The sequence below is a fragment of the Roseomonas sp. USHLN139 genome, from assembly GCF_037145735.1.
Lineage (GTDB): Bacteria > Pseudomonadota > Alphaproteobacteria > Acetobacterales > Acetobacteraceae > Pseudoroseomonas.
Genome location: NZ_JBBCWY010000005.1, coordinates 1 through 24,007, shown reverse-complemented (window position 1 = coordinate 24,007; position 24,007 = coordinate 1). Strand labels below are relative to the sequence as shown.

Genomic DNA, 24,007 nt, shown 5'->3' with positions numbered 1-24,007 from the left:
GGACTGCTTCAGCTTCATGGTGGCGCGGCTTATGACGCCCTTAGCGGCCATTGTCGATCGTCATTTGTGTGAGGACCGCAATTTTCTGCGGCTGACGTCACAGAGCGGGGGTGACGCGGCACCTCCCTCATGCCGGTTCGAGATGCCTGATGTGGCTGCTCTTTGGCTCATCCCGGATCCAGCCACGACAACACCTCGAGGAGCGGGCGCGGAGTCTGGAGCAAGCGCCCACCGGGCAGCAGGAGCACAGTTCCGCTGTCGGTCTCGCAGGCTGCCATGACGGCTGTGACGGAAAGCGCCTGCCAGCTTCCGTCGACATCGCGTAAGATGGCGAACCGCCCATATCGCTGGCCTTCTGCGATCGCTGTGGCGCCAACGTCGTCCAGCGGGCCCTCGAACCGCTCATTGTCCGACATAACGGTGGGCATCCCCCAGGACGTAAAGCCTCGAGAGCGTCCTGGCCCAGCCTGCCTCGAGGTCGATGGCCCAGACCTCGGTGGTGCGGACCGTTGTGTTGCCCAGCCGGGGGTGCCCTGACGTGAATCCTTCGAGGGACATCATGGGACGTACCGCCCAGGTCCACCGGGCGATCACCGGGGCGGCAACAAGGTCGCTTGGACAGGGGAACTCGCCGACCGCCATTTGCCGCAAGTCGGCGGCCAGGCGCTCGAGGCGCCCCGCCTCGAAGATGAGGCTCGGACCGACGTCCATGCCTCCACGATGTAGCTCAATCATCTCGTTCAGGTCCTCTGCGCTTCGTAGATGCTGCCATCGTTGCGAGCTTGCTCGGGGCGCCCGCTGCTACCCTTGGTGACGCGGTCCACGCCACCCGCTGCGCCATCAATCCGGTGCTCCTCGCTGCCCCGAGCATGGACGTGTCACGGCGGCGAGTATTGGCCGCCGCGCCAGGGCGCCAAAATCATTCTTCTTCCGAAAATATCTGCGCTTTTTGCACACCATCGAACTTCTCGCGGCGCCAACCCAAACCGAGCGCCCCGAGTGCAGGCCGCACTCTCGTCCCATCCTCGTCGGAACAGACAAAAGCTCTACATAAATGACTCGACTCTAGAGCTTTTGTCTGGAGACCCTTGCCTCGCCAGATTGCCGGATCGATGGGGAGGGGCTCGTGCTGGAGTGCGACGACGACGTTTTACGGCTGCTCGATGGGCCGCCGCTGGTTCCACCGGGCTTCGAGCCGCAGGAACCGAACCGCGTTGCGGTCACTGGCCGCCTGACGGAGCTTCGAGTGGCGGACACATGCCGCCGGGCGCCCAGGGCGGTGCTGTGTCTGACCACAGCCGCTTACACTTGCGGCCTGCTCCGGGAACCGCCTCCGGTCGCATGGCTTGCGCTGCCCCAGGGCGCCAACGCCGTCCGGGTTTTCGAAGGCGATCACCGCTGGATCCGATGGAGCTACCCAGGCGCTTTCACCGTGGGCATCACGGAGTATGACGTGCTGGGAGCGAGGGTGCGCTGGACCGACCCGGCCCGAACGGTCGTCGACCTGGTCCGGTATGGCCGCCACCTTCGAAGCCTGGGGCCAGCCGTCGAAGCGGCGCGCCGGTACGCGGAGACGGGCGGAGACCTCGACGTGCTTGCGACAGTGGCGGCCGACGTGGGTGCGCCAGCGGCCGTCATGGAGAGCATCGCCATGCTGGTGATGCTGCTCAGGAGCTAGGCCCGTGCTGGTCCGCAGACCTCAGATCGGCATCGTAGAGCGAGCTCAGCCCGCGCAAGCGAGGAGCCTCCGCACGCTCGAATCAATCCTGGAGGGGCTAGCGCTATCGGCCCCGCGGGATGCCTTCGCCCTCAGAGGGGCCTGGTGCTTCCAGTTCTGGTTCAACCAGATGCCGCGCCAGACGTCGGGCATCGACCTCGCTGCCCTGGTCCCTGCCGCCGAGGCGGCCACCATGGCGAGGCGGGCTCTGCTGAGGATGAAGAGCCCCGACATCGATGTGGGTGAGGCGGGGGTGCGCGTCGCCGGTGATGGTTGGACGGCGCGGACTTTGGCGGACGTACGAGTGCGGTGTGGTGAAAGGTGGGCACCGGTCCGCGTCAGCATCGCGCACGATGTCGGCGATGCGAGGCACGTCGAGTGGCTACGGACGCCTTTCCTTGGTGCAGCGGAGCATGCGGTTCCTTGTATGACGAAGGAATGGCTCATCGCCGAGAAGGCTGCCCTGCTCGTGACCTACGGCGCCGACCATACCCGCGTGCAGGACATTCTCGACCTGTGGGCCATCCAGAGGAGCGCCCACTTCGACGCGCCGATGCTGGCCGCAACCATCCAGACCGTGTTTCGCGGCCGAGACGCCGAACGAATGTTGGCCAGGCGGGACAGCTACTGGGAAGGCGCGCTGGACACCCGGCGACTGTGTCGGCGGGAACTGGTGGCCTGGGAGCAACTGGCCGCCACCGCCGCCGATCCTCCCCACCTGCCCTCACTTGCAGACGCCGTTCGCCAGGTCTCCGAATTCCTGCTTCCTATGCTTGCCCAGCTACGAGCGGGGAGTCTTCCGACGGGCCGCTGGTCCCACGTGTCCGGCTGGGCTCCGGCGGATGGGGATTGCCTGGTGACGAGCCCGAACCAGCCATCTTTGCCCAACCTGGCGTCCATCAAGCTGCCGCGCCACCAGGGCTTCGTCTTCGGATGTGGCGCAAGAAGAACGGCGAACCCTCATTCCAATCCGGGACGGGCAGCATGATGCGCGATCACCAAAATAAGAGCGCAGGCGTAACCGATTGCCTCTTCCCAGAACGGCGATCGCATGGGAGAAGCCCGCCCATGACGCAACCGGCCGACACCCCCGTCGAGACCCCGCCGGGCACTGGCTCGGCGACCCGCGCGTCGTCCCTCCTCCTCCTCCGTCTAATATCAAGCAACTGACACCGGGCCGCCTGTGCGGCCTGGTGTCCGTCCGCTTGTTCTAGGTCGATTCCACTGGAACCGGGCATGCTCGTCGCATCGCGGCCGACCGCATGTCCGCGTTCCAGGCCGTCGACCTAGTCATCTGATTGCAGCGCTTGCCCGCCCGCGGGCGACGAGGAGGACGCATGTTCGAGCATGTCGACGACTGCACGGGCCAGACCAAAGCCAGTCGCATCGCCAGGACCCTTGACCTGTTGGGCGGCCGCACGTCGGCCGCCGAGGCGAAGTCGATGGTGCGGCAGGCCATCGCGACGGAAGGCTTTGCTCGCCGCACCGCCAGCGTTTCGCACCGGGCCATCGTCAACCAGTTTCCCAGCAACAAGATGAAGCGCTGTTTCGCTGCTGATTCGAAGGCGGAGGCGTGGGTACTGCTGCTGGCTGATGTGCTTGAACGGGTCCGAGCGTTCCGTCCGCAGGCGGTGGCAATCCAGTTCGGCCACGATGGGCGCGGGTGCACCGCGTACCCGGATGTAGCCGTCGAGACCACCCAGGGCGACGTCGAGCTCTGGGAGTGCAAGGGCGACCGGAAACTAGGGAATGAAGCCGCCGCTCGCCTGGAATCATTGAGCAACAGCCTTGCGGAAGTCGGCATCACCTACCGCATCGTTCGACCGGACTGGAGCCGACGGGAGCCCAGGGCATCGAACGCCAACCGAATCTGGCGCCTCGCCGACTACAAGCTTGTCCCGGAGCAGGTGGACGCCGCACTCGGTGTCTTGCGCAGCGGCGTCAGCACGCTTGGCGAACTGGCGCAAGCGACTGGCGCCCCTCGCCCTCACCTGCTCGCAATAGTGGCCCAAGGGGCGTTCGCCCTGAACATCGCCTCGTCCCCCATCGGGGACCATTCAACGGTGCGGACCATTCACCAGCACGCCACCTCAGGTGGCTACGGCGCCTCGGAAGGACAGGATTTCCAATGAGCAACCAGAGCACTCGGCACGCGCGAATACCCGGACCCCCGGGTGGTTCGTCCGCCTCGCTTCGAGCCTTCACAGACACCGTGCCTGCCGAAAGGTCACGCGAATGCCGCATCCTGACACCCCCGCGAGTGCGGGGGCCGCCGAGCCGCAAGAGGCTCACCCCGCTTTCATCCGCCGGTGCGCCCACAGGAGCTCGGCGGCGCGGGCGCCGAGCGAGAAGCTCGGTCGCATTGTCGCTTGGACCACGAGGGCGCAGGGCTTCCTTGTCAACTTGATGGAGGTGACGCACAGCGTCGTCGACTTCCAGCCCTGGGCTTTCCCCGTAACCCTCAGGGTCGGTTGGGGCGAACCCTTCGAGTACTGGCCTGCCCTCGGCTTCACCGGCGAGAGCGGGCGCAGGGTCGCCGTCGACGTCTTCTATGAGAAAGATCGAGACGACCGCGAATCCGTGAGGTTCGAGCGGCTCCTTGACGAGGCTCTGACTGCGCAAGGCTTCTACCTCACCGCGATGAGCGAAGAGGCCCTCGCCAGCGCCCCCAAGACTGCCGTTGCCCGAATGATGGTCCGTTTTGCCGGTGTGGCGACGACGAGTGCTTGCGTCGCGCGGCTGCGCGAGGTGCTGGCCACGCACGGTGGCAGCACGACCCTCGGTCAGTTGCGTAGGTCGGCGGCAGACGGCGGCGAGCTGGTTGCAGCGGCGTGCGTCCTCGGCATGCGGCGGCGGCTGCGGCTCGACGTCAGCAAGGATGGGCTGGACGCCTCATCGGTCAGCCTCCTGCCGAAGGGGGGCGACGTCTGATGCCCTCCTTCGCCATCATTCCCGGCCAGAAGTTCCTCCTCTCGGGCCAGGTCATCACCTTCCGCAAGAGGGCACGCGACCTCGGTCAGACCTACGTCTTCGAGGACGACAACGGCGTCCCGTGCACGCTTGCGCACGAGGACTTCGTGAAAGCCCGCGCGGACAACCGGTTGCGGGACTGGAGCGCACCTTCCGTGGCGTCACGCGGCAACGGCGAGGTGGCCCAGCGTGCACGCGTGACGTTCGAGAGCGCCTGCGAGCGCGACAAGTTCATGGCGGAGCGGGCCAACGAGTACATCCTCGAGTGGGCGAAGGACCGATCGGTGCCGCGCACGCACGAGAGCCTCGAGCCTCTGTGCAAGCGCGTCCACGAGCGTCGGAAGGCGCGGGCGGATGCGGAGCGGAGGTGGGAGCCGAAGGCGATGTCGGGCAGCCGCCTGGTTCAGCTGATTCGCAAGTGGCGCTACGGCGGCGAGAAGATCGACGCCGTAGTCCCGCAGGTCGAGCACCGCGGCAACTACGAGCATCGCCTTAGCTGGACCGTCCGGGACGTCATGTGGCAGGCCACGGACGAGTTCTACCTAGTCCTCAACGGCACCAAGGTTGCTGGCTTGCACCGGGAGATCTGCAAGCTCATCAAGGCTCTGAACAAGGGCAGGGCACCCGATCTCCGTATTCAGCCGCCTAGTTACGACGCTGTGCTGCGCCACGAACGCACCATCTGCGCTTTCACGCGCGCCTACTGCCGCCAAGGTGCGCAGGCGGCACGCGAGCAATTCAGGCTTGTGCAGGGCGACTGGCTGACCACCCACGCCAACGAGGTGTGGGAAATCGATGACACCCGCGCAGACATCATCTGCCTCAGCGAGGACGGTAAGACCGTCATCGGGCGCCCTTGGCTGACGCTGGTCATTGACCGGCACACCCGCATGATCATGTCTTTCGTGCTGTCCTTCTCGCCTCCGGACACCGAGACCGCCCTAGAGGCGGTGCGGCTGGCGATGCTCCCTAAGGACTGTTTCCCCGGAGCGCGGGACCGGCTGGAGGAAGCCTGGGAGGGGCACGGCCGGGGAGAGGCGATCCACGTCGACCAAGGGAAGCACTACAACTCCAAGGCGTTCAAGGCTGGCGTAGCACGGCTGGGCATGAGGCACGAGACCATGCCGCTGCTCAAAGCGTGGATGAAGGGCACGGTGGAGCGCGCCATCGGCACCGCCACCCGCGAGGTCTTCCACACGACACCGGGCACCACCTACTCGAGCATCCTTGAGCGTCACGATGGCGACGTGGCGCCGGAACTTCTCGCTGTGGCGACGTTGGACGAGGTTTGGGAGAAGCTCCTCCACTGGCTGGTGAACGACTACCTCGGGCGCAGGCACCGGGGCATCGACGACACGCCGCGCCGCCTTTGGAAGCGCAGCATCGAATCCTTCGAGCAGCGGCCGCCGCTGACGCGGGAGGACATCGAGGTCGCCACTTCCCTCTCGGTTGGCCGCATGGTCAGGAAAGGAGGCATTCAGGTTGACAAGTTGCGGTACCTCACCGCCGACGGCCTGATGATGGAGATGCTGGCGAAGTCGAAGGGTGACCGCGAGGTACTGGTCCGTCGAGACCCGTCAGACCTGACCACCATCAAGTTCCTCGACTCCCGCGTCACGGACGCCGCCCGCGAGGTCTGGCACACGGCCACGCTGTGCAAGGAGCACCTGCCCCTCGTGAAGGGGCGGACCTTGGAAGAGTACCAGCTCGCCAGGAGCATGCGGGACTTCAACCCTGACAGGTTCGGCGACGACGACACCCATTGGGATGCCGCGTATGAAGCGGCCGCCGCAGAACTGCGCCGCAGGGCCGACAGCAAGCTCGCCCGCGACCGGGTGGGGGCGGAGGCGGCGCGGCAGCGCATTCTGCGCCAGGCCAGGGAAACCGCGGAGCGCGACTGGCGCATGGCGAACCCGCAGCAGCATCCGGACCCGCAGGACCAGTTCGATGCCGCCTTAGGCCCGGCCGCCGAGCCGACCAGTCCACCGGACGAGGCCGTGCAGCCGCAGCCGCCGGTGGAGCAGGACATGGATGAACTTCGGCGGATGCACGGGCTTGGCGCCCGCCGCCGCAACGAGGAGAGCGAGTGATGCGCGACTTCCTGGACATCAGTGACCTTCCTGAGGATTCCCTGAGCCGCGTGTTCGTGGACACGCTCGAGACCAACGCCATGTTCGTGGCCTTGGACCACCTCATGGCGAACCCCTGCACGGCGAGCAACGGCTGCGGGGTCGCGGTCCTCGGTCCGGCCCGTTGCGGCAAGACCTTGCTGGTCAAGGAGTACCTGCGCCGCTGCCTGCGCTCCGACATCAGTGACCGCGGCGACGCGCCGGTGGAGCGCCGCCCGCTGAAGTACCTCTACGTCCAACTACTGCCGGGCACCCGCCTGAACACGATCCCCAGCCACACGCTCAGAGCACTCGGCCACCCGGCGCCCTCTGCTGGCAAGCACGACACCACCCAGACCGACGATGTCATCTCCATGATCGTGGACGGCGGCTACGAGATGGTGATCTTCGACGAGGTGCACCACCTGACGAGCTCGATGACGCGGTCGGTGCGCGAGAACGGCTCCCATTGGTTGACGCACATCCTCGACCAGACGAGGCGCCCGATGGTGCTCATCGGCTACAGCCGGTTCGCCAGCATCCTCAGGGAAAACCCTTTCCTGGGCGGCCGTCTGGTCCCCTCCACGCCCCTGGAGGCTTACCGGATGAGCGACCGGGTGAGCTTCGCCACCTTCTGCATCATCCTTCAGGACCTCGAACGGGGGCTGAAGATGGGCGCGCCGTCCAAGCTGCACGCCGCCGATACCGCTGCCCGCCTCCTCATCTCCAGCGGCGGCCGGGTGGGTCTGCTGGTAAACCTGCTGACCGAGGCACGACAGCTGGCCCGCGACAGGAGGAACTCCTGCCTCACCACGGAAGTGCTGGCGGAGGCGGTGGAGAGCAAGCGGCTGAGCTGGTCGAGCCTGAAGTTCAATCCGTTCAGAGTCGAAGATCTCGCGGCCTCGGTCGAGAAGTATGGCGAGTGCTTTGCTCTTGCGGAGGATGGCCCGCGGTGAGCAAAGGTCCCTATTCCCTGCCTAACCCGTGCACGCCCTTGGAAGACGAATCCTTGGCGTCACTCATCACCAGAAACGCTGCACGCTACAGCTTCACCGACCCAATGCTGGTCGTTCGGCGCCTTGGCTTTGACAGGCAGCTCTTGCCAGCAGTCGCCGGTGAGCGTCCGCCCGCAGCGACAGCCGAGGGTCTCGCCGCCTTGTTAGGGGTGGATTATGCGACCCTGGAGACGATGTCCTCTTGGGGCGCGTCGCCTAACTCGGCGACGGTGGGGGGTCATCAGTTCCGTCCCCGGCAGCTCGGCCTCAGCCTTCGTAGGGGGTGCCCGCATTGCCTGAGCATCTCTGCCCATCATCGCTCGTTCTGGGACATTTTGGCCGTGCAGCACTGCCCCGTGCACGGGCTTCCCCTCCAGACCAGATGTGGGGGCTGCAAGCGCCTCGTCAGATGGAAAGGGAAGCGACTGGATCGCTGCGGCAACGTGGGCTGCCGCCACGACCTCTCCGCATGGTCAGGCGAGGCCAGCCTGCCGGTCCCAGCGTACATCACCGGCCTCGATACGCTCTACCGCCGAGGCCCAACGGCGACGCTGCCCGGCTGCGAGCTCGGCGTGGGACGCGCAGCGGAAGTCGCCCTTGCCATCGGCGGCTTCGCGATCGGCATTTCGAAAATGGGTCGCCACGACTCCTTCCTGCGATCGCAGGGTGTGTTGGCCCATGATGCCATGGCCAAAGGCTGGGAGGCTCTTGGGGACTGGCCCCACGGCCTGCATCGTACGCTGGACGCGATCCGCGAGGGCGCGGGTGGACGAGGGTGGCGCTTCGGTATGCGACGAGAGTTCGGCGGCCTCCACCGGTGGCTCTATGACGTGAGAGCCGAGCCTTGGGCGACAGCCTTCAACGACGCCTTCTCCGGCTACCTCGCTAGTCAGGCCGACCTGAGGGAAACTCCTGCGGCGCTCCGGCGTGCCAATTCGGCCAGTGCGCTCCGAGATCGCCATATGACCGCTACCGACGCCGCCGAGTACCTTGGCGTCGCACCGCAGAAGATGGCGGAACTCGCTGAACGCGAGAACCTGCATCTGGTGCCGCCTTCCGATGCCGTGTCTCCCCTGCTCTTCCGGGCGGACCTTGTGCACGCACTTGGACAGAGGAAGCAGAGCACCCTGATGAAGCATGAGGCCGAGGCGCTCCTCGGCGTCGGCAGCTCCACCCTGCGGCAGCTGCTCGAGGACGGGGTGCTGACCTCTCTGCCGCCAGACGAGCGCGTCACTCACCAGCGCCTCCTCCTGCGGCACGAGGTGGAAGAGTTGGTCCGCCGGGCCCTAGATGCGGTCGCGCCAGTTGGGCAAGGTGCCCGGCTGGTCTCTTTTGCAGGTGCCATGGCCGGGCGCCGCAACGCATCGACCCTCATCCAGGCCATCCTCTCCGGCCAAGTTGTCCCTCGGGGCACTGCTCCCAAGCGGAAGGGCATCAACGCCCTCTTATTCGACAGCGGCGAGGTGGAGGCTGCCCTGACACCCCCGCGGGCCACCATGACGCTCTTGGAGGCGGCGCAGCGCTTGAAGATGGACATCGAAAGCGTCAGGGCGTGGGCCGCCGAGGGCTTTCTCAAGGCCACAACCTCAACCTCACCTTTCGAACGAGGGACGAGAATTACCGATGATGCCCTCACGTCCTTCGTGGCGGAGTACATCGCAAGTTCGGAAGTCGGAAGGCAGGCCGGAACGTCGGGGCGGTGGGCGGCGGATCGACTGAAGTTCCACGGCCACCTTCCCCTGCCCTCGGCTTCGATCAGCAAGCTCTACCGCCGGGTCGACATCACCTCCGCGGTGCTGGACAGCCTGCGCAATCGAAAGTCGGCAGGTCGTGCCGCTTCCGCCTCCGCCGCGTTCGGCCTCGCCCGCGAGGTAGCTGAAGCGGTGGCATCAGAACTGGGCGCCGACCTGCAGCGATCGTGGAACGGTTTTACGGATGCCGGGCGCGGAATCTACTTGCAGGTTCTGGCAGGTCGACGCCAGCGTTACAGCTCCAAGTATGCTTTCCGCTTCAGCAGACACGCTCGCGCGCAGCTTGAAGGTGCCCGGACGGCGATGCTCGCCCTGGCACTGGTTGAAGACCATTCCTTTGTCCTGCTCCCATGGACGTCAGCACGGGACATCCTGCCCGATGGCGGCAGCTATCTGGAAACCATCTACCTTGGCGCCGACGCCCACGGTGTGATCGAGGATGAACAGCTTGCCGCCGCGCAGCGCTGGCTACCACGTGGGGAACCAAGTTGATGTCAACTTCCACGCAGTCCAAACGCTTAGCTTCATGAACCGCCCTCAAGCCTCCACGGCTGCCAGATTTTCGGGCACAGGCCATCATCGGCATGGTATCATTTGTCGGATGGCAGCGGGTTAGCAGGCGAGCTTCCGGTGCGTGCGCCAGTGTTTTCGAACCCCTCCTTTGCATCGGCTACTGGAGCGGGGATAGCAAGCTGCGCGTCCTCATCGTGCATGCAAACAGTTCAGCGGGTGCCTTGGGGTTCCCGGAGTAGGCCGAGTCACCAACGCTGAGACCATTTCGACCAGAACGCCCGAGTCAAAAGGCCACTGGAGAACAGCATGATCGCGCAGAAGCGGGTCAGCGTCGTCTCGCCCTGTAAGATTAAGCACCAAACTCGAAATACCACGAGTTCTAAGACTTTCACCCAACCGATCTGATCGTTTTCCACAAATGATACTGTTAAATACCGCTGCATTGAGATCCATGGACTGAGCCACCTCAAGCGCCTGCTCCTCAGTGGGAACAGGTCCGACTATTGAGGCACCGACGTCCTCCAAGATATCTGCGATGTGGCTGGCGAGAAAGAAACTGTCCTCCACCACCAAGACACGTCGGCGGAAAAGAGACCGGTAAATCAGAGCCATGGCGCAAACCTTCTCCTCATCAGTTGATGAAACCGGTTATGCCGAGTCCGTGATGATCTTACCTCTAGTGCTGTCAGCGAGGCAACACGTTCCGGCTCAAGAACTGAAACGTTGCCCGACACCTTGCGGCGAAGAACGGCGCACTGATGAGGGTATGTCGCCAGCAAGAGCAGCGTTGCCATGCGCATTGGGTGCACCGATTTAGGCTGAGCGGGAGACAAGCTATAAAGTGCACCTATGTAAACCTGTCTTTCTAAGCGTTCTGGTCTTGTGACATTCCTCTGGAGGGGCGCGGCTCAACCATGTCTATCGGCCGTACTGATTCCGAGACTGGACCGCTGGATGCCGTTGCAACGGCTGGAAGGTGCATTGCTCAATACATCACCCGGTGAAGCTCGCCCCATTTTGCCCGGACATCCGGCGCGACCGCGAGGGCCTAGGCTTCCGCCTAAGTGTGGGCCTATGTCCAAGCCTTTCGAGCGTGTCGAAATGATCCCCGGCCGGGAGCGCCGGGCGCGCTAAAGTGCCTAGCAGAAGGTCCCGCTGGTTGAGGAGAGGAGACGACCCGCACCGACATGACCGTTTCGGCTGTCGTCCGGCTCCAAGTAAGCGTTGCTCCGCGGCCCACCTTGCCTGAGGGGGCCGATCTCGTGACGTAGCACCTCATCAGGTCGAGGTGATGCGATGTCGATGGATGAGGCTGGCACTGGAGCCAGCACTGGTGCTGACACTCGAGCTAGCCTCAGGGCAGAGCGGATCGAGATCGTGACGCGCGGCGAAGGCCGTCGGAGCTACACGCCGGAGGAGAAGGTCCGGCTGGTGGCGGAGACGCTGCGCCCGGGTGCGTCGGTGCAGGGCGTGTCGCGTCGCCATGGTGTCTGCTCCAGCCTGCTGCACCGCTGGCGGCGTGATGCGCGGGCTGAGGCGCGCGGGCCGGGTGGTGCGGTGCCACGGCTGCTGCCGGTGCGGCTGATGGGCCCCGAAGTCGCCGAGGCGGCCGAGTCTTCCGGCAAGGCTGCCGATGGTGGCGCCCCGCCCATCGAGATCGTGCTGCGCAACGGGCGGGTGCTGCGGGTGAGCCCGGCCACGGATCCGGCCGTCCTGGCCCGCCTGGCTCTGGCGCTGGAGGCATGATCGCACCGCCTGCCGGGGTGCGGGTCTGGCTGGCGGCAGGCCCGACCGACATGCGGCGTGGGTTCGACGGGCTCGCGCGGCTGGTGCAGGAAGTGCTGGGGCGGGATCCGTTCAGCGGCCATGTGTTCGCCTTTCGCGGCCGCCGCGGCCATCTGGTCAAGCTGTTGTTCTGGGATGGCCAGGGGCTCGTGCTCTATGCCAAGCGGCTGGAGCGCGGAAAGTTTGTCTGGCCGCAGGCACGCGGTGGCGCGATCTCGCTGACGCCTGCCCAACTGTCGATGCTGCTGGAAGGCATCGACTGGCGCATGCCCGCCTGGACGGCGCGGCCGGAGGTCGCGGGATAGCAATTTCGGCTTGGCGCGACGCGGTGGGGCGGGCGAGGATTCCCTTATGCCCGCCGCGCTCGACATCGCAGCGCTCCCTGATGATCCGGCGCTGCTGCGCGCGATGCTGGTCGGCGTCATGGCCGAGCGCGATGGGCTCGAGGCGCAGAACGACCGGCTGCGGCACCTGCTGCTCAAACTCCAGCGCCTGCAGTTTGGCCGCAAGTCCGAGCGCCTCCCGGAGGACCAGCTCCAACTTGCCCTGGCCGACATCGAGACGGCGATCGCCCGGGATGAGGCGGAGGCCGAACGGAACAGCGACACGCTCCGGCAGGCGCGCATCGCCAGGCGCCGGGCCAGCCGCGGCGCCCTGCCTGCCCACCTGCCGCGGGTCGAGGTGCTGCTCGAACCCGAACAGCAAGCCTGCCCCTGCTGCCAGGCCAGGCTGGTGCGGATCGGCGAGGATGCCGCCGAGCGCCTCGACGTCATCCCGGCGCAGTTCCGGGTGCTCGTCACCCGCCGCCCCAAATATGCCTGCCGCGCCTGCGACGGCGTCGTGCTGCAGGCCCCGGCGCCGCCCCGCCTGGTCGAGGGCGGGTTGCCGACCGAGGCGACGGTCGCGCATGCCCTGGTGGCGCGCTACGCCGACCACCTGCCGCTCTATCGGCAGGCGCAGATCATCGCCCGGCAGGGCGTGCTGCTCGACCGTTCCACCCTGACGGCCTGGGTCGGCCAGGCCAGCGCCGAGATCGCGCCGGTGGTGCGGCGGCTGCGCGAAATCCTGCTGGGCTCGGCGCGGCTCTACGCCGATGAGACCGTGGTGCCGGTGCTGGATCCGGGGCGCGGGCAGACCAGGCAGGGCTACTTCTGGGCGATCGCGCGCGATGACCGACCCTGGGGCGGCACCGATCCGCCTGGCGTGGTCTATCGCTATGCCCCGGGCCGCGGCCGCGAGCATGCCAGGGCCCTGCTGGGCGACTATCGCGGCATCCTGCAATGCGACGGCTATGCCGCCTATAAGAGCCTGCTGCCGCCCGCGGCGAATGCGGGCCCGGCGCTCCTCGCCACCTGCTGGAGCCATGTACGACGCCGGTTCTACGACCTCGCGCAGAGCAAGGCGGCCCCGATTGCCGAGGAAAGCCTGCGGCGCATCGCTGCCCTCTACGCCATCGAAGCGGAGATCCGCGGCCAGCCACCGTCGCAGCGCCTGACGGCGCGCGCCAGCCGGAGCGCCGCTCTCGTCCATGACCTGTTCGCCTGGTTCGCGCAGCAGCTGGCGCGCCTGCCTGGCCGCAGCCTCACGGCTGACGCCATCCGCTATGCCCTCAACCAGCGAGAGGGCCTGCTGCGGTTCCTCGAGGACGGCCGCGTCGACCTCGACACCAACCCGGTCGAGCGCGCCATCCGTCCCATCGCCCTCAGCCGCAAGAACGCGCTGTTCGCAGGCTCAGACGAAGGCGGAGAGAACTGGGCCGCCATCGCCTCGTTGATCGAGACCTGCAAGCTCAACGCCGTCGACCCCCAGCGCTACCTCACCGATCTGCTGACCCGCCTCGTCAACCGATGGCCAAAGGCCCGCATCGATGAGCTCATGCCGTGGTGCTGGGCCACGACCAGCCCACGCTGACCGCTACAACGCTGCCATGGGTCTCGGAGCAACGCTTACGGCGGACCAGGCGGGGCCACTTCTGGGCGATCGCGCGCGATGACTGGCCCTGGGCGGCACCGATCCGCTTGGCGTGGGCTATCGCGGCACCCTGCAATGCGACGGCTACGCCGCCCAAAAAGCATGCTGCCGCCCGCGGCGAACGCGGACCCGCCGCTCCTCGCCTCCTGCTGGAGCCATGTCCGCCGCCGGTACTACGACCTCGCGCAGAGCAAGGCGGCCCCGATCGCCGAGGAAATCCTGCGGCGCATCGCTGCCCTCTACGCTATCGAAGCGGAGATCCGCGGCCAGTCACCACCGCAGCGCCTGACGGCGCACGCGAGCCGGAGCGCTGCTCTCGTGAATGACCTGTTCGCCCGGTTCGCGCAGCAGTTGGCGCGCCTGCCTGGCCGCAGTCCCACGGCTGACGCCGTCCACTATGCCCTGTCCTGAATAACTTGCATTGTGGTGGGAACCCATTCAGGCACTGCTAGAGCCCACCTCGACGTCGCCGCTCTTACTAAGGCTAGGCTCTGCGTCGCCACTACGGCTGCGGAGACGAACCCCAGCGCCTCCCCCATTTTCCGAAATTAACTCGACACCGGCTAGGTCGAGAGCCGCCCGGATAGCGATGAGAGTCGCTCTATGAGGAGAAGCCGTGCCTCGTTCTAGCCTGGCAATCGTGCGCTCGGGAATGTCGCTAGCAACATGTAGCTGGTGCTGAGTCCAGCCTAGGAGAGCCCTAGCCGCTCGCAACTGCGGGCCCGTCAATGTGAGGTTAGAACCCTGGATAGGAGTGGTCATGGACATATTATGCGAGGAACAATCCATCCTCTCAAGAGTCGCTCAGGGTGAGCAGCTTTCGGAGAGCACGCCAACCAGCGTTGCAGAGCAGGCCTTCAAGTGCTGATCTCCGCCTAAGAAATCTACCGGCGCGGGCATCCGGAGCGCCTAATCCGGTGCTCCTGCCAGATCGTTGCGGCTCGACAGTCTGCTCGTCGCTTTCGGCATCCGCGCATCGAGACAGGTGATCAGCGGAGTGACACGCCCTACGGGTGTGGCAGTCGGTCAGCGGCTATGGCTCGGTTCACCTACACTCAGCCTCGAACGGTCAGGCGATGCTGGGCACTGGCTGGACCACCAGTGATGAAGCGATTTTAGCGAGGGCGAACACCTTAAGCCGGAAATGTGCCCGGCAGGAAACCAGCATCGTATCTTAAGCCACATTCTTGAAGGCAGCTATCGAGCTCGTAGGACGATGCCATGATCCCTTGCCCGCAACGCCCCAGTACGCTGCCCGTGGCGAGACACGTAATGGAGTACCAGAGGTGAACGATCCTAGCCGCCGCGAGCGCGGCCGTCCCAAGTAAGCGCCTAGGGCTACCCCGTCTTCACGTTGCCACGTCAGAGATCGAGCACCGGCAGGCCTCGTCTAGTGGACCAACCGCGGTGACGAGGCGAGCAGGATCTCGCGCAGGCGCCACACCATAGGCTTCACCTCTCGGGCCACGGTCCCCAGCCAATTGGCCAGCACCTCCAGCTCCACCGTCAGCCCCTGTAGCGCTACATCTTCGCCTGGTTGTGCAGCACCAGGCGACCGGCACGACGGGCAACCTGCACCCAGGCCACGATGGTCTTATTCGGCAGCCCTGGCACTAGGCCCTCTAGACCGGCCGCATGCAGAGCCACGCCAGAGCAGCACGACAGGAAATCTAGGGCGCCACCAGCACCTTTGATCAGGCTGGCAGCACCTTGAGCCAATTGGCGCTGTCAAAGCTGACCGATGACAATCGCCAGGGACTGCAATCACGGCCTCGGACCACTGAGCGCCTCAACATCTTGGGGGTTGATGCTGAAGCGGCGCAGCGGCGAGCGGTGAAATTGTATTGGATCTAGGCTGCCTTGATATTGCTCAAAAAATTGTCCACCCGTGCGCGGAGGATTTCTGCTTGGCGCGCCAAACTTTCCGACGCACCACGGACGTCGCTTGCAACAGTGCCGGTACGCTCGGCGTCACCAGTTACGCCCGCGGTATGGCGTGCCGCCTCCTGCGCTCCGGCTGCTGCTTCCCCCACGGCTCTCCCAATCTCGCGGGTTGCAGCTGACTGCTCCTCTGCTGCTGCCGCAAGTTGATTACTGATGTCGTCAATCTCATCAATAGTCCGCACAATCTCCGAGATGACTACCACGGCTCGCTCAGTATCATTTTGCATACAGGTAATCTGCGCACCAATCTGTTCGGTCGCGGCGGCAGTCTGTTGGGCCAACGCCTTTACTTCATTCGCAACCACAGCAAAACCTCGACCAGCTTCGCCAGCACGAGCAGCTTCGATTGTGGCATTCAGCGCCAGTAGGTTGGTCTGCTTTGCAATGTCGCTAATCAGGAGAACGACATCCCCGATCTTTTGACTACTCGTCGCCAACACTTCTACAACGGCGCTGGTATCTCGCGCAGCCCGCGACGCACGTCCAGTTACTTCCGCACAATGGACAACTTGGCGCGTGACCTCCGCTATCGAAGCAGCTAGTTCTTCGGCAGAAGCTGCAACCGTTTGCACGTTGGTGCTCGCTTCCTCGGAGGCAGCGGCAACAGACGTCGCCCGCAATATGCCATCGTGGGCAATGGTGGACATCTGCTCAGATGTCAGCTTCAAGTCGTTAGCTGCGTGCGCGACAAGTCCAAGGATACTGGCGGCATCCGAGTCAAAGCTTGTCACGAGGGCATCGGTCCGCCTGCCCCTCTCAAGCTTTGCCTCTGTTTCTGCAGCTTGTCGGGCAGCCAAATCGTCTGCCTCCCGCAGGCCACTCCTGCAACTCGCGATAGCCTGAGCCATTGCGCCGACCTCGTCGCGACGCTGGGCCTGCGGAAGGTCGAACTCGTAATCACGTTGCGCAAGCCTCAGCATAAGGCTTGCAAGTCCACGAATGCCTCCTGCGACGTCCCGCGTCAGCCAGGCAATTGTGGCGCCGACGACCAAAATCGCCATCAACGCTGCAGCCGCGTTGATAAGGATAGCTCTGTGAAACACGGCATCAGCGTCCGAGCTCGCGCGGTCTGCCCCGAGAACTACCAGGCGAGAGGCGTCCTCCAGGGAATCGATAAGACGCGTGAAATCCTGTGCTGACGAACCATTAAGGGTATGCATCAGGGCAGCGTCACCGGGTCGTTCGACAAGACTGTTTACGTCCTGTCGATAGGCGCGATACCCCTCTAGGAACTCGGCAAACCGACGCCGACCTTCTTCATCTGGAGCGCTCTTGCGGTAATGCTCAATGCTTCGGTCGACGATGTTGGACATGGCCAAGAGATCCGCCATGGCCTTGGCATGCGCCTCAGGCTCGGCAATCCCGATAACTCGCGAGACGCGCGTGCGCTCACGACTAACCGCCACTTTGACGTCGCCAATAGCCGAAATCGCAGTCATCCAGCGATCCCGAAGCTCGTCGGTCGACTCACCAATCCACCTCATTTGCATGAGCGAGAGCCCAGTATTAACAAAAAAGAAGAGGAGAAATACTCCAAATCCGACGATAAGCTTACCGCGAATGCTTGAAAACATTCTCAGACTCCTTGTGTGAGCCGCAAGTTGCGGCCGACGTGGCAATTTGCACTAGCGAAGCTCAGGACCTAGGCGGCATTCGGCCTTTGATGAGGCAAGCAGATGCTAGAGCCGCTTGTCCTCAACTGACGGATTGCTGAGCTCTTTTGAAATGGAATGAAAAAGAAGCCCCGCCTTCATCATTATTGTAGGCCTCGATTCGGCCGCCGATCGCCATCAGCACACTACGGCAAACTGACAGACCCAAGCCGCGGCCTTGGCCATCGCCTTTTGTTGTGAAGAACGGTTCGAACATACGACTTTGTACTTCGGGCTTTATACCGCCTCCCGAATCTGCAATCGTTAGTACCGGCCCTTCATCCTCTTCGGAAAGAGTGACAAGCACTCGCCGCACATCCGGATTTCTCTCCAAGATCGCCTCGCGTGCGTTGGTCAACACACTGACCAAAACTTGCTGCAGCTTAGCGGGCGTTGCAATTACTTCTTTCACATCTGGGTCAATCTTCAGGTCAAGACTGATTCCGGAAGAATGTAAAGTGTGCCTATAAAGTATAAGAGCGCTATCAACAACATCAGCAAGATTAACGACTTCAAATACGCCATCATCATCCTTGCAAAACGCTCTGAGCTGATCGAGGATTGCCTGCCCTCTGGCACTTTGCGCAACTATACGTGCCAGCCTGGAAAATACGGATTCCGGCAGCGGCATTTCTAAGCGGCGAAGTGAGAAAGCCACGTTTTCAGCCGCGAGCGACGAAATGGCGAACGGCTGATTAATTTCATGGGCCAATCCGGAGGCCATTTCGCCGAGGGCTGCCATCCGCGAGGTAGCTTGTGCCCGCTGCTGAAGAAGCCGTTCTTCCGTGACATCGATGAGCTGGCCAATCACTATCGCCGAACCGTCATCTCCACGTTGCTCTATCCGTGCGCTGTCCCGAATGAGAAGCCAGCCGCCACTCTGCTTTCTAAACTGGAACTCTCGCTTGGCCTCACCATGCATCGCCAGCTTCCTATTGAAGTCGCTCTGTGCCTGTAGAGCTTCCGGTTCCATGTGCTGCCACAGCCAGGAAGGTGTGACCACGGTGAGGTCTTTCCACCCAGAAATTCTGCAAGCATTGTTGCTGATAAAGTTAATTTCTAGGTTTCCTGATGCATCCAGGTGACCACGGTAAACTGCAGCAGGGAGGCCACGCAGGAGGCGTTCGGTATCCGCGAGGGCCAACTCCATAGCCCTCTGCTCATGAGCGGCTTCCGCCAGCGCCTGCCGCACCCGCCTGCGGTCAGCCGCGATCCAAAGGGCAAAACACCCGAGGAGGGACAAACTGGCAAGAGCAGTGTCAACCATGAGAATCGCTGGGAGCTGCTCATCGAGAACCGCGCCTCTGATGCGCTTGGAACTTGTGGAAACGACGGCTGCCATTGACGATCCGAGTACAGGGCGGACCGCGTTGATAGTCATGCCCTCATCAGGATCGTAGTCGCGACGCAGGTAGGCGCGTCGATCGCCCCTATCAAGCGAAGTGCCGATGACTCGCATCGTTGAATTGGCCAGGTGCAGAGCTGTGGGATCGCCAGACCTGCTGCGACCCAAGATGGCCCCTCCTGGGATACGAAGTGCGCTCACCAGGTGGCCTGAGCGACCCCCGACGGAATCAAGGATTCCTGAAACCACCTGAGGGTCTAGTGAGACGACGCTGACCCCAATCAGACTCCCGCGATCATTCAGTTGAGCGCGAGCAAATTGCATCGTCGAGCGGTTGGAGGCACGACCCAACACCGGCGCCGTGATGAATGTCTCGTCGTAGGGAATCTGGCGCTCCGCGAACACCCGCCAGTGCAGCCGATCTCGAAGGTCCACAGGCTGAAAGCCGGGAACAGTTGACCACTCTAGGTGGCCGTTCGCTCCAATGAGCGCAACCTGCGCAACTCCAAAGGCGCCCTTCTTCGCTGCACTCACGAGTTGCTCAGCCAGCGCCTGAGCCGCCCCGAAGTTGCCCTTGTCCTCAAGTCCGTGTCGGGACGCTGCCAACCGATGCAGCCAGTCAACTTCCTCAGCTACGCGCAGCAGTGCTTGCTCTACGGCGACAACTTCCGCCTCTAAAGTTGCTTCCTCCTCATGCTCGGCATCTCGGAACTCACGTTGGATGTACAGGCAGCTTCCACCGGCGATGAGTAGCAGGCAGCCTATCCATATAGCGATTGCGACGAGCACGCCGCGTCGATGAATCGGCATTATGCGCGCGCCCGCAACGGACAGTCTCTGGTGGTGCGAAGCCCGCGAATCATTTTGCTTAGCTTTCTCAGGGAGGCAGAGCGGCTTCGGCTGTGCGCGACCTAACCGCCGCAACTTATACGCGCGCTCCCTGGAAGCTGGATGTAGTTTAAGTTCGCGTTTTGTCGTTAAGGTTAGCGTTAATTCTCAGGAAACCCTGCAAATAAATATCCTGCGTTCCGCACCGATTGGATCGCACGATCCCCTCCGTTTCCAAACTTCTGACGAAGGCGCATCACCAAATTGTCGAGTGCTCGATCGTTAGGTTGCCATGGCCTCCTTAGTACTTCCTGCGTTAACACCCGCCGGTCTACGGCTTCGCCTCTACGCGCGACGAAGACTGCAAGCAGGTCAAACTCTGCAGCAGTAAGGATAACCTCTCCTCCATCTGGCCGCTTCAGCGAACGGCTGTCCAAGGAAAAAACCCAACCATTACCAAATTTTGCTTCTGCCGGATGCAAGTTCCGCAAATGAGCTCTAATCCTAGCAACTACTTCCCGGCATGATATTGGCTTAAGAAGGAAGTCATCCGCGCCTATTTCTAAGGCCACTATCCTGTCTACTTCCCTATGATTGCCCGTCAAGACGATCACCCTCAAAACACCCATCGCTTTTATTGATGGTATTTTGGTGACTGCATCAATCTCTCCCAGTCGCTGATCGAGAAGCAGGATCTCGGGGAGTTCAGCCTTCAGGAGCGCCGATAGCTGGTCCCAGGTCACGGCCACCCGAGGCGACATTCCATAGTCCTCAAGCGCGATGCGAAGCTCATCTGCAAGAGCCACATCATCCTCAGCAATGAGGATGCGTGAATGCGATATGTCTATATCCTTTGCCCTAGAAGACATCCAACGAGTTTCCTGGTCCGAATTGGTGAGGGTGGATTGGCGTAAACGACAAATCGCGACAAGTTGGGATTTTTACGTAACGCTATACCCTGGCAGAATCCATGGCCCTGTTAAAGCAGCGATGCGTGCTCCCTGCTCGTCTCCATGCTATGTGGAAGGGATGAAATGCTACCCTCGGACGAGAACAACTGCGGCGATGAGGCTGGCGGCGATGGTGGCGCACCCTCCATTCTCATCGTGGACGATGAGCTTATGCTCGCAGAGGAACTTGCCTTAGGCATGAGCGACAGCGGCCTCAAATCCGCAATCGTCAATTCCTCGACTGCAGCGGAGGCATACCTGGATCTTCATCCTGAGATCCTTGTGGTCGTCACCGACGTCAGGATGCCTGGAGGAGATGGGCTAGCACTTGCCCGGCGCCTCCTTGCGGATCGATGCCCCCAAGCTGCGATTGAGCTGGTAGTAATGACCGGCCATGCCACCATCGAGGACGCGGCCGCAGCCGTGAGGGCTGGCGCTTTCGACTTCATCCGCAAGCCCTTCACTCTATCTGCGATGATCGAAGTAGTTCAACGTGCCCAACAGCGTGCAAGTCACCGCCGCGCATCAGCAATCGAAGACGATCAGCGGCGCCTTGAGCTACAGGAAGTAACGCGTCAGCGAGATGCATTGGCTTCGGAAGATGCCTCAACCGGCATACCGAACAGGGCTGCATATCAAGCGCGTCTTTCTGACGTAGATCCATTGCGCGCTGGACTTATCCTTATTGCTATCGACCGCCTCTCCTTGGTCAACTCAGCAGCAGGCAGCGGTGTAGGCGATGCGGTACTGCGTCTGATTGCAGAGCGGATCTCGGCTCTCCTCGAACCTGACTGGCTTCTTGCGCGAGTTGGCGACTATGAGTTTGGCGTCGTGGCCGGAGTTGCACCGTCTGCGGATGCATTCGTCGACCGAGCTGAAGCGATACGACGCTCGCTTGAAATGCCTTTGTTGGTAAAACAGCAGCGCTGGGTCATCGTGCCGAGCCTTGGCCTGTCCGCAGGACCGGAAAATGACGGGACTCCGCCCGAAGTGGCGGCATATGTGGCTCTTCAGCATGCAAAGGCGGATGGAGGTGGGCGTAGCATATTGTTTCGGCAATCGATGCGGTCTGCTGCCGAGCGGCGGCTGGCGATTGAGCGAGCGCTGCCAGGAGCTATGGCATCTAACGAGCTTAGCCTTCACTTTCAGCCGATTTACGAGCCACGAGGGAAGTCGCTCCTCGGATTTGAGGCATTGACACGGTGGTGCTCCCCTACCCTCGGAAGCGTTCGCCCAGATGAATTTATTCCCATCGCGGAAGAAACCGGGAGCATAAGGATATTGGGCGAGTGGGTGATGGAGACTGCTCTACGATACTTGGCAAGCTGGAACGGCGCTGGTCGCCGAGGACTTTATGTAGCCGTCAATGTTTCAGCGCGTCAAATGGAACAAGATCGCCTGCTTCAACGAATCGAGGCGATGTTGACGGAGCTTTCGCTGCCGGGTTCGGCACTGGTGGTTGAACTCACCGAAAGTGTGGCATTAGGACCGGGTGCCAAGAGGTTTATTGATGGACTACAGCGGGTGGGAGTCAGGTGCGCGCTGGACGATTTTGGGAGCGGCTTCTCGTCACTTGGTAACCTCTGCACACTACCTGTAAGCATAGTGAAATTTGACCGCTCGTTGCTGCCCGATGATGGCGCTTCAAGTGATAGACTAACGCTCTTTCGTGGCTTGACCGCTGCGGTTCAGTCGCTGGGTCTCGTAGTTATCGCTGAAGGCATAGAGAAAGAAGCTCAACTCGACGTTGTTTGCTCAGCGGGGTTCCAAGCAGCTCAAGGATTCCTCCTTGGAAAGCCGGTTCCAGGAATTGTCGCAGGGCAACTCGCCTCAATGTTTAAGAAAGTCTGAATGGAGTTATTACTTGCCTACTTTTGGTTGACTCGCGATGCAGCTTGTCCGGCGGCATGCAGGCTGCTGCAACGCCTTTCTACGCCGTCGATCCCTTGCGGACCAATCCAGTAACTAATGGAGACGCGCCATTATCAAAGATTAAGCATTGCAATCGGAGTGCTGACGTCGCCCCTGAGGAGATGTTCATCCGGTTATTTCTAGACAGTTGTCATATCCCTCACATTAACGGATACGGCTCACAACTATGCTTGCGCCCACCCAAAGGTCTTACCTTCTCGACGCTGCACGGGAAGCGTTGACGATGTACCCGATGATGGCTGGCCGTCCCGGCGATTGGAGGTTCGGCGTTGCTGCCGCCTATCTACGCCATCTGAGATGGCTTACGCCGGAAACAGACGTGCCGCCTGCCTGGAAGGAGGTTTGCATTGGCATTCTGAATTCTCTTAACGATACCCTGTCAGCCATCCCTGAATTCGACGGACGGCAGCATGGCGCCGTTTATCTGCTTGCCGCCGCTCTACATGTTGACGACGCTGAACGTATAGCTGCAGCAATTATGGAACTGCGCGATGCGGCCTTGACCGACGTATCAAATGTAGGCGACTGCTGATTCGCGTTCACCTTCCTCCGCTGCGAGACTGTTAAACTCTCTAAGGACCTTTCCCGGTCCGGTCGCTGATGCTTACGCTGTTTTGCTCTGACCTTATCGCCGCCACCGAGGGCTCCGGCAGTGACGTAGCTGTCTTGAAGCGACTGGCACGTGGGTGATGTGCCTCGGGCCGATGTCGGCCGGTAATAGCTGTGAGGCCTGACGGTGCACGTCACCGCCGTCAAGGCGCTGTTCGGCGGTGGGCCTACGCTGCTTGCAGCCGTGCTGAAAAGCTTCAACAGCGACGGCTATCACGACCCGGCGGCTATCGTAGGCATGCCAAACGGACCGCCGGTCCGCCTGCGGTGCAGGAGCTACGTCTACCAAGTCCTTGCAGCGCTGGGCCTGAGCGTCTGAAACCGGAGGGGTGGGGCGAGGATTTGATCCGGCCTACCCGGGACTGCTACCTGATCCAGACGGCCGAAGGACCCCGCCTGTGGATCTGCCGGTTGCGCGAGGACGGAGCGGCGCCGCGCTGGTTCCTCCACGGGGAGCTCGCGTGACGCCATGTCCTCTGGCTACGTGGAGCTCGGCGCCCGCTCCAACTTCTCCTTGCTGACGGAGCGTCGCATCCGGCCGAGCTGGCCCTGAGTGCCAAGGCGCTGGGGCATGCCTGGATTGGCATCTGCGACACCAGTATCCTGGCAGGGGTGGTCCGCGGCCACGTCGCCGCACGCTAGGAGAAAGTGCCCTACGTGGTCGGCGACCGACTGGTGCTGGACGACGGCTCGGCTTGGCTGGCCTGGCCGACGGACCGCGCCAGCTACGGCCGGTTGAGCACTCTCCTTTCCCGTGGGAAGATGCGGGCGCCCAAGGGCGAGTGCCGGATATCCTTTGCCGAGATGGTGGAGCACGCTAAGGATTGGCGCCTAGAGCATGATCCGACCTGTTTGACTCGGACGGGGATTCCCGGGCGGCTGGAAATCTGATTCACCCTGTTGGCCGGGAGGAGGCCGGTGGTGATGAGCAGAGCGC

Annotated in this window: 20 protein-coding genes; 15 read left to right on the top strand and 5 right to left on the bottom strand. The window is 62.8% G+C overall.

Going from position 1 to position 24,007, the window contains the following annotated elements; translation table 11 throughout:
• Nucleotides 1-402: 402 nt before the first annotated feature.
• Nucleotides 403-711, bottom strand: coding sequence for a DUF6634 family protein (locus tag WFI16_RS15010; protein WP_419898633.1), 309 nt, complete (start codon nucleotides 709-711; stop codon nucleotides 403-405).
• Between the two features lie 415 nt (nucleotides 712-1,126).
• Here WFI16_RS15010 and WFI16_RS15005 point away from each other — a divergent pair, with 415 nt between their 5' ends.
• From WFI16_RS15005 to WFI16_RS14955, 11 genes are all read left to right on the top strand, one after another.
• Nucleotides 1,127-1,678 (top strand): type IV toxin-antitoxin system AbiEi family antitoxin domain-containing protein, encoded by a 552-nt coding sequence (locus tag WFI16_RS15005; protein WP_419898632.1) that lies wholly within the window; start codon nucleotides 1,127-1,129, stop codon nucleotides 1,676-1,678.
• A gap of 4 nt (nucleotides 1,679-1,682) precedes the next feature.
• Nucleotides 1,683-2,705 carry a nucleotidyl transferase AbiEii/AbiGii toxin family protein gene (locus WFI16_RS15000; RefSeq protein ID WP_419898631.1) on the top strand — a complete coding sequence of 341 codons (1,023 nt, stop codon included), beginning with the start codon at nucleotides 1,683-1,685 and terminating at the stop codon, nucleotides 2,703-2,705.
• A gap of 349 nt (nucleotides 2,706-3,054) precedes the next feature.
• Complete coding sequence (locus tag WFI16_RS14995) at nucleotides 3,055-3,849, top strand: hypothetical protein (protein WP_419898630.1); 795 nt, start codon at nucleotides 3,055-3,057, stop codon at nucleotides 3,847-3,849.
• Between the two features lie 271 nt (nucleotides 3,850-4,120).
• Nucleotides 4,121-4,648, top strand: coding sequence for a hypothetical protein (locus WFI16_RS14990; protein ID WP_419898629.1), 528 nt, complete (start codon nucleotides 4,121-4,123; stop codon nucleotides 4,646-4,648).
• Nucleotides 4,648-6,777 carry a DDE-type integrase/transposase/recombinase gene (locus WFI16_RS14985; protein WP_419898628.1) on the top strand — a complete coding sequence of 710 codons (2,130 nt, stop codon included), beginning with the start codon at nucleotides 4,648-4,650 and terminating at the stop codon, nucleotides 6,775-6,777. The genes WFI16_RS14990 and WFI16_RS14985 overlap by 1 nt, the downstream gene beginning before the upstream one ends.
• Nucleotides 6,777-7,751 carry a TniB family NTP-binding protein gene (locus WFI16_RS14980; protein ID WP_419898627.1) on the top strand — a complete coding sequence of 325 codons (975 nt, stop codon included), beginning with the start codon at nucleotides 6,777-6,779 and terminating at the stop codon, nucleotides 7,749-7,751. The genes WFI16_RS14985 and WFI16_RS14980 overlap by 1 nt, the downstream gene beginning before the upstream one ends.
• Nucleotides 7,748-10,033 carry a TniQ family protein gene (locus tag WFI16_RS14975; protein WP_419898626.1) on the top strand — a complete coding sequence of 762 codons (2,286 nt, stop codon included), beginning with the start codon at nucleotides 7,748-7,750 and terminating at the stop codon, nucleotides 10,031-10,033. The genes WFI16_RS14980 and WFI16_RS14975 overlap by 4 nt, the downstream gene beginning before the upstream one ends.
• Before the next feature lie 1,317 nt (nucleotides 10,034-11,350).
• Nucleotides 11,351-11,800, top strand: coding sequence for an IS66-like element accessory protein TnpA (tnpA, locus tag WFI16_RS14970; RefSeq protein WP_419898625.1), 450 nt, complete (start codon nucleotides 11,351-11,353; stop codon nucleotides 11,798-11,800).
• On the top strand, nucleotides 11,797-12,144 hold the full coding sequence (tnpB, locus tag WFI16_RS14965; RefSeq protein WP_419898624.1) for an IS66 family insertion sequence element accessory protein TnpB: 348 nt from the start codon (nucleotides 11,797-11,799) through the stop codon (nucleotides 12,142-12,144). The genes tnpA and tnpB overlap by 4 nt, the downstream gene beginning before the upstream one ends.
• 46 nt (nucleotides 12,145-12,190) lie before the next feature.
• Nucleotides 12,191-13,750, top strand: a complete 1,560-nt coding sequence (gene tnpC / locus WFI16_RS14960; RefSeq protein ID WP_419898623.1) for an IS66 family transposase — start codon at nucleotides 12,191-12,193, stop codon at nucleotides 13,748-13,750.
• Between the two features lie 162 nt (nucleotides 13,751-13,912).
• Complete coding sequence (locus WFI16_RS14955) at nucleotides 13,913-14,221, top strand: IS66 family transposase (protein WP_419898622.1); 309 nt, start codon at nucleotides 13,913-13,915, stop codon at nucleotides 14,219-14,221.
• Between the two features lie 27 nt (nucleotides 14,222-14,248).
• Here the strand turns inward: WFI16_RS14955 and WFI16_RS14950 are convergent, their stop codons facing one another.
• The 4 genes from WFI16_RS14950 to WFI16_RS14935 form a co-directional block, all read right to left on the bottom strand.
• Nucleotides 14,249-14,572 (bottom strand): helix-turn-helix domain-containing protein, encoded by a 324-nt coding sequence (locus WFI16_RS14950; RefSeq protein WP_419898621.1) that lies wholly within the window; start codon nucleotides 14,570-14,572, stop codon nucleotides 14,249-14,251.
• A gap of 1,088 nt (nucleotides 14,573-15,660) precedes the next feature.
• Nucleotides 15,661-17,328, bottom strand: a complete 1,668-nt coding sequence (locus WFI16_RS14945; RefSeq protein ID WP_419898620.1) for a methyl-accepting chemotaxis protein — start codon at nucleotides 17,326-17,328, stop codon at nucleotides 15,661-15,663.
• A gap of 121 nt (nucleotides 17,329-17,449) precedes the next feature.
• Nucleotides 17,450-19,561 (bottom strand): ATP-binding protein, encoded by a 2,112-nt coding sequence (locus tag WFI16_RS14940; protein ID WP_419898619.1) that lies wholly within the window; start codon nucleotides 19,559-19,561, stop codon nucleotides 17,450-17,452.
• Nucleotides 19,562-19,740: 179 nt separating this feature from the next.
• Nucleotides 19,741-20,448 (bottom strand): response regulator transcription factor, encoded by a 708-nt coding sequence (locus WFI16_RS14935; protein WP_419898618.1) that lies wholly within the window; start codon nucleotides 20,446-20,448, stop codon nucleotides 19,741-19,743.
• A 165-nt stretch (nucleotides 20,449-20,613) separates the two neighbouring features.
• On the opposite strand from WFI16_RS14935, the gene WFI16_RS14930 reads away from it, so the two are divergent.
• The 4 genes from WFI16_RS14930 to WFI16_RS14915 all read left to right on the top strand — a co-directional run bounded on the left by WFI16_RS14930 (nucleotide 20,614) and on the right by WFI16_RS14915 (nucleotide 23,961).
• Entirely contained in the window at nucleotides 20,614-22,380 is a 1,767-nt protein-coding gene (locus WFI16_RS14930) for a putative bifunctional diguanylate cyclase/phosphodiesterase (RefSeq protein WP_419898617.1), read from the top strand.
• Nucleotides 22,381-22,684: 304 nt separating this feature from the next.
• Nucleotides 22,685-22,993 carry a hypothetical protein gene (locus tag WFI16_RS14925; RefSeq protein WP_419898616.1) on the top strand — a complete coding sequence of 103 codons (309 nt, stop codon included), beginning with the start codon at nucleotides 22,685-22,687 and terminating at the stop codon, nucleotides 22,991-22,993.
• 204 nt (nucleotides 22,994-23,197) lie between these two features.
• Complete coding sequence (locus tag WFI16_RS14920; protein WP_419898615.1) at nucleotides 23,198-23,389, top strand: hypothetical protein; 192 nt, start codon at nucleotides 23,198-23,200, stop codon at nucleotides 23,387-23,389.
• A gap of 329 nt (nucleotides 23,390-23,718) precedes the next feature.
• On the top strand, nucleotides 23,719-23,961 hold the full coding sequence (locus WFI16_RS14915) for a hypothetical protein (RefSeq protein ID WP_419898614.1): 243 nt from the start codon (nucleotides 23,719-23,721) through the stop codon (nucleotides 23,959-23,961).
• Nucleotides 23,962-24,007 lie beyond the last annotated feature (46 nt).

What these genes read in the sequence shown, in the direction of transcription:
- WFI16_RS14950 (WP_419898621.1), bottom strand. Translation starts at nt 14,572, where the DNA reads ATGACCACTCCTATCCAGGGTTCTAACCTCACATTGACGGGCCCGCAG.
- WFI16_RS14940 (WP_419898619.1), bottom strand. Translation starts at nt 19,561, where the DNA reads ATGCCGATTCATCGACGCGGCGTGCTCGTCGCAATCGCTATATGGATA.
- WFI16_RS14945 (WP_419898620.1), bottom strand. Translation starts at nt 17,328, where the DNA reads ATGTTTTCAAGCATTCGCGGTAAGCTTATCGTCGGATTTGGAGTATTT.
- WFI16_RS14930 (WP_419898617.1), top strand. Translation starts at nt 20,614, where the DNA reads ATGCTACCCTCGGACGAGAACAACTGCGGCGATGAGGCTGGCGGCGAT.
- tnpC (WP_419898623.1), top strand. Translation starts at nt 12,191, where the DNA reads ATGCCCGCCGCGCTCGACATCGCAGCGCTCCCTGATGATCCGGCGCTG.
- WFI16_RS14925 (WP_419898616.1), top strand. Translation starts at nt 22,685, where the DNA reads ATGTACCCGATGATGGCTGGCCGTCCCGGCGATTGGAGGTTCGGCGTT.
- tnpB (WP_419898624.1), top strand. Translation starts at nt 11,797, where the DNA reads ATGATCGCACCGCCTGCCGGGGTGCGGGTCTGGCTGGCGGCAGGCCCG.
- WFI16_RS14935 (WP_419898618.1), bottom strand. Translation starts at nt 20,448, where the DNA reads ATGTCTTCTAGGGCAAAGGATATAGACATATCGCATTCACGCATCCTC.
- WFI16_RS14980 (WP_419898627.1), top strand. Translation starts at nt 6,777, where the DNA reads ATGCGCGACTTCCTGGACATCAGTGACCTTCCTGAGGATTCCCTGAGC.
- WFI16_RS14995 (WP_419898630.1), top strand. Translation starts at nt 3,055, where the DNA reads ATGTTCGAGCATGTCGACGACTGCACGGGCCAGACCAAAGCCAGTCGC.
- tnpA (WP_419898625.1), top strand. Translation starts at nt 11,351, where the DNA reads ATGTCGATGGATGAGGCTGGCACTGGAGCCAGCACTGGTGCTGACACT.
- WFI16_RS14985 (WP_419898628.1), top strand. Translation starts at nt 4,648, where the DNA reads ATGCCCTCCTTCGCCATCATTCCCGGCCAGAAGTTCCTCCTCTCGGGC.
- WFI16_RS15010 (WP_419898633.1), bottom strand. Translation starts at nt 711, where the DNA reads ATGGACGTCGGTCCGAGCCTCATCTTCGAGGCGGGGCGCCTCGAGCGC.
- WFI16_RS14955 (WP_419898622.1), top strand. Translation starts at nt 13,913, where the DNA reads ATGCTGCCGCCCGCGGCGAACGCGGACCCGCCGCTCCTCGCCTCCTGC.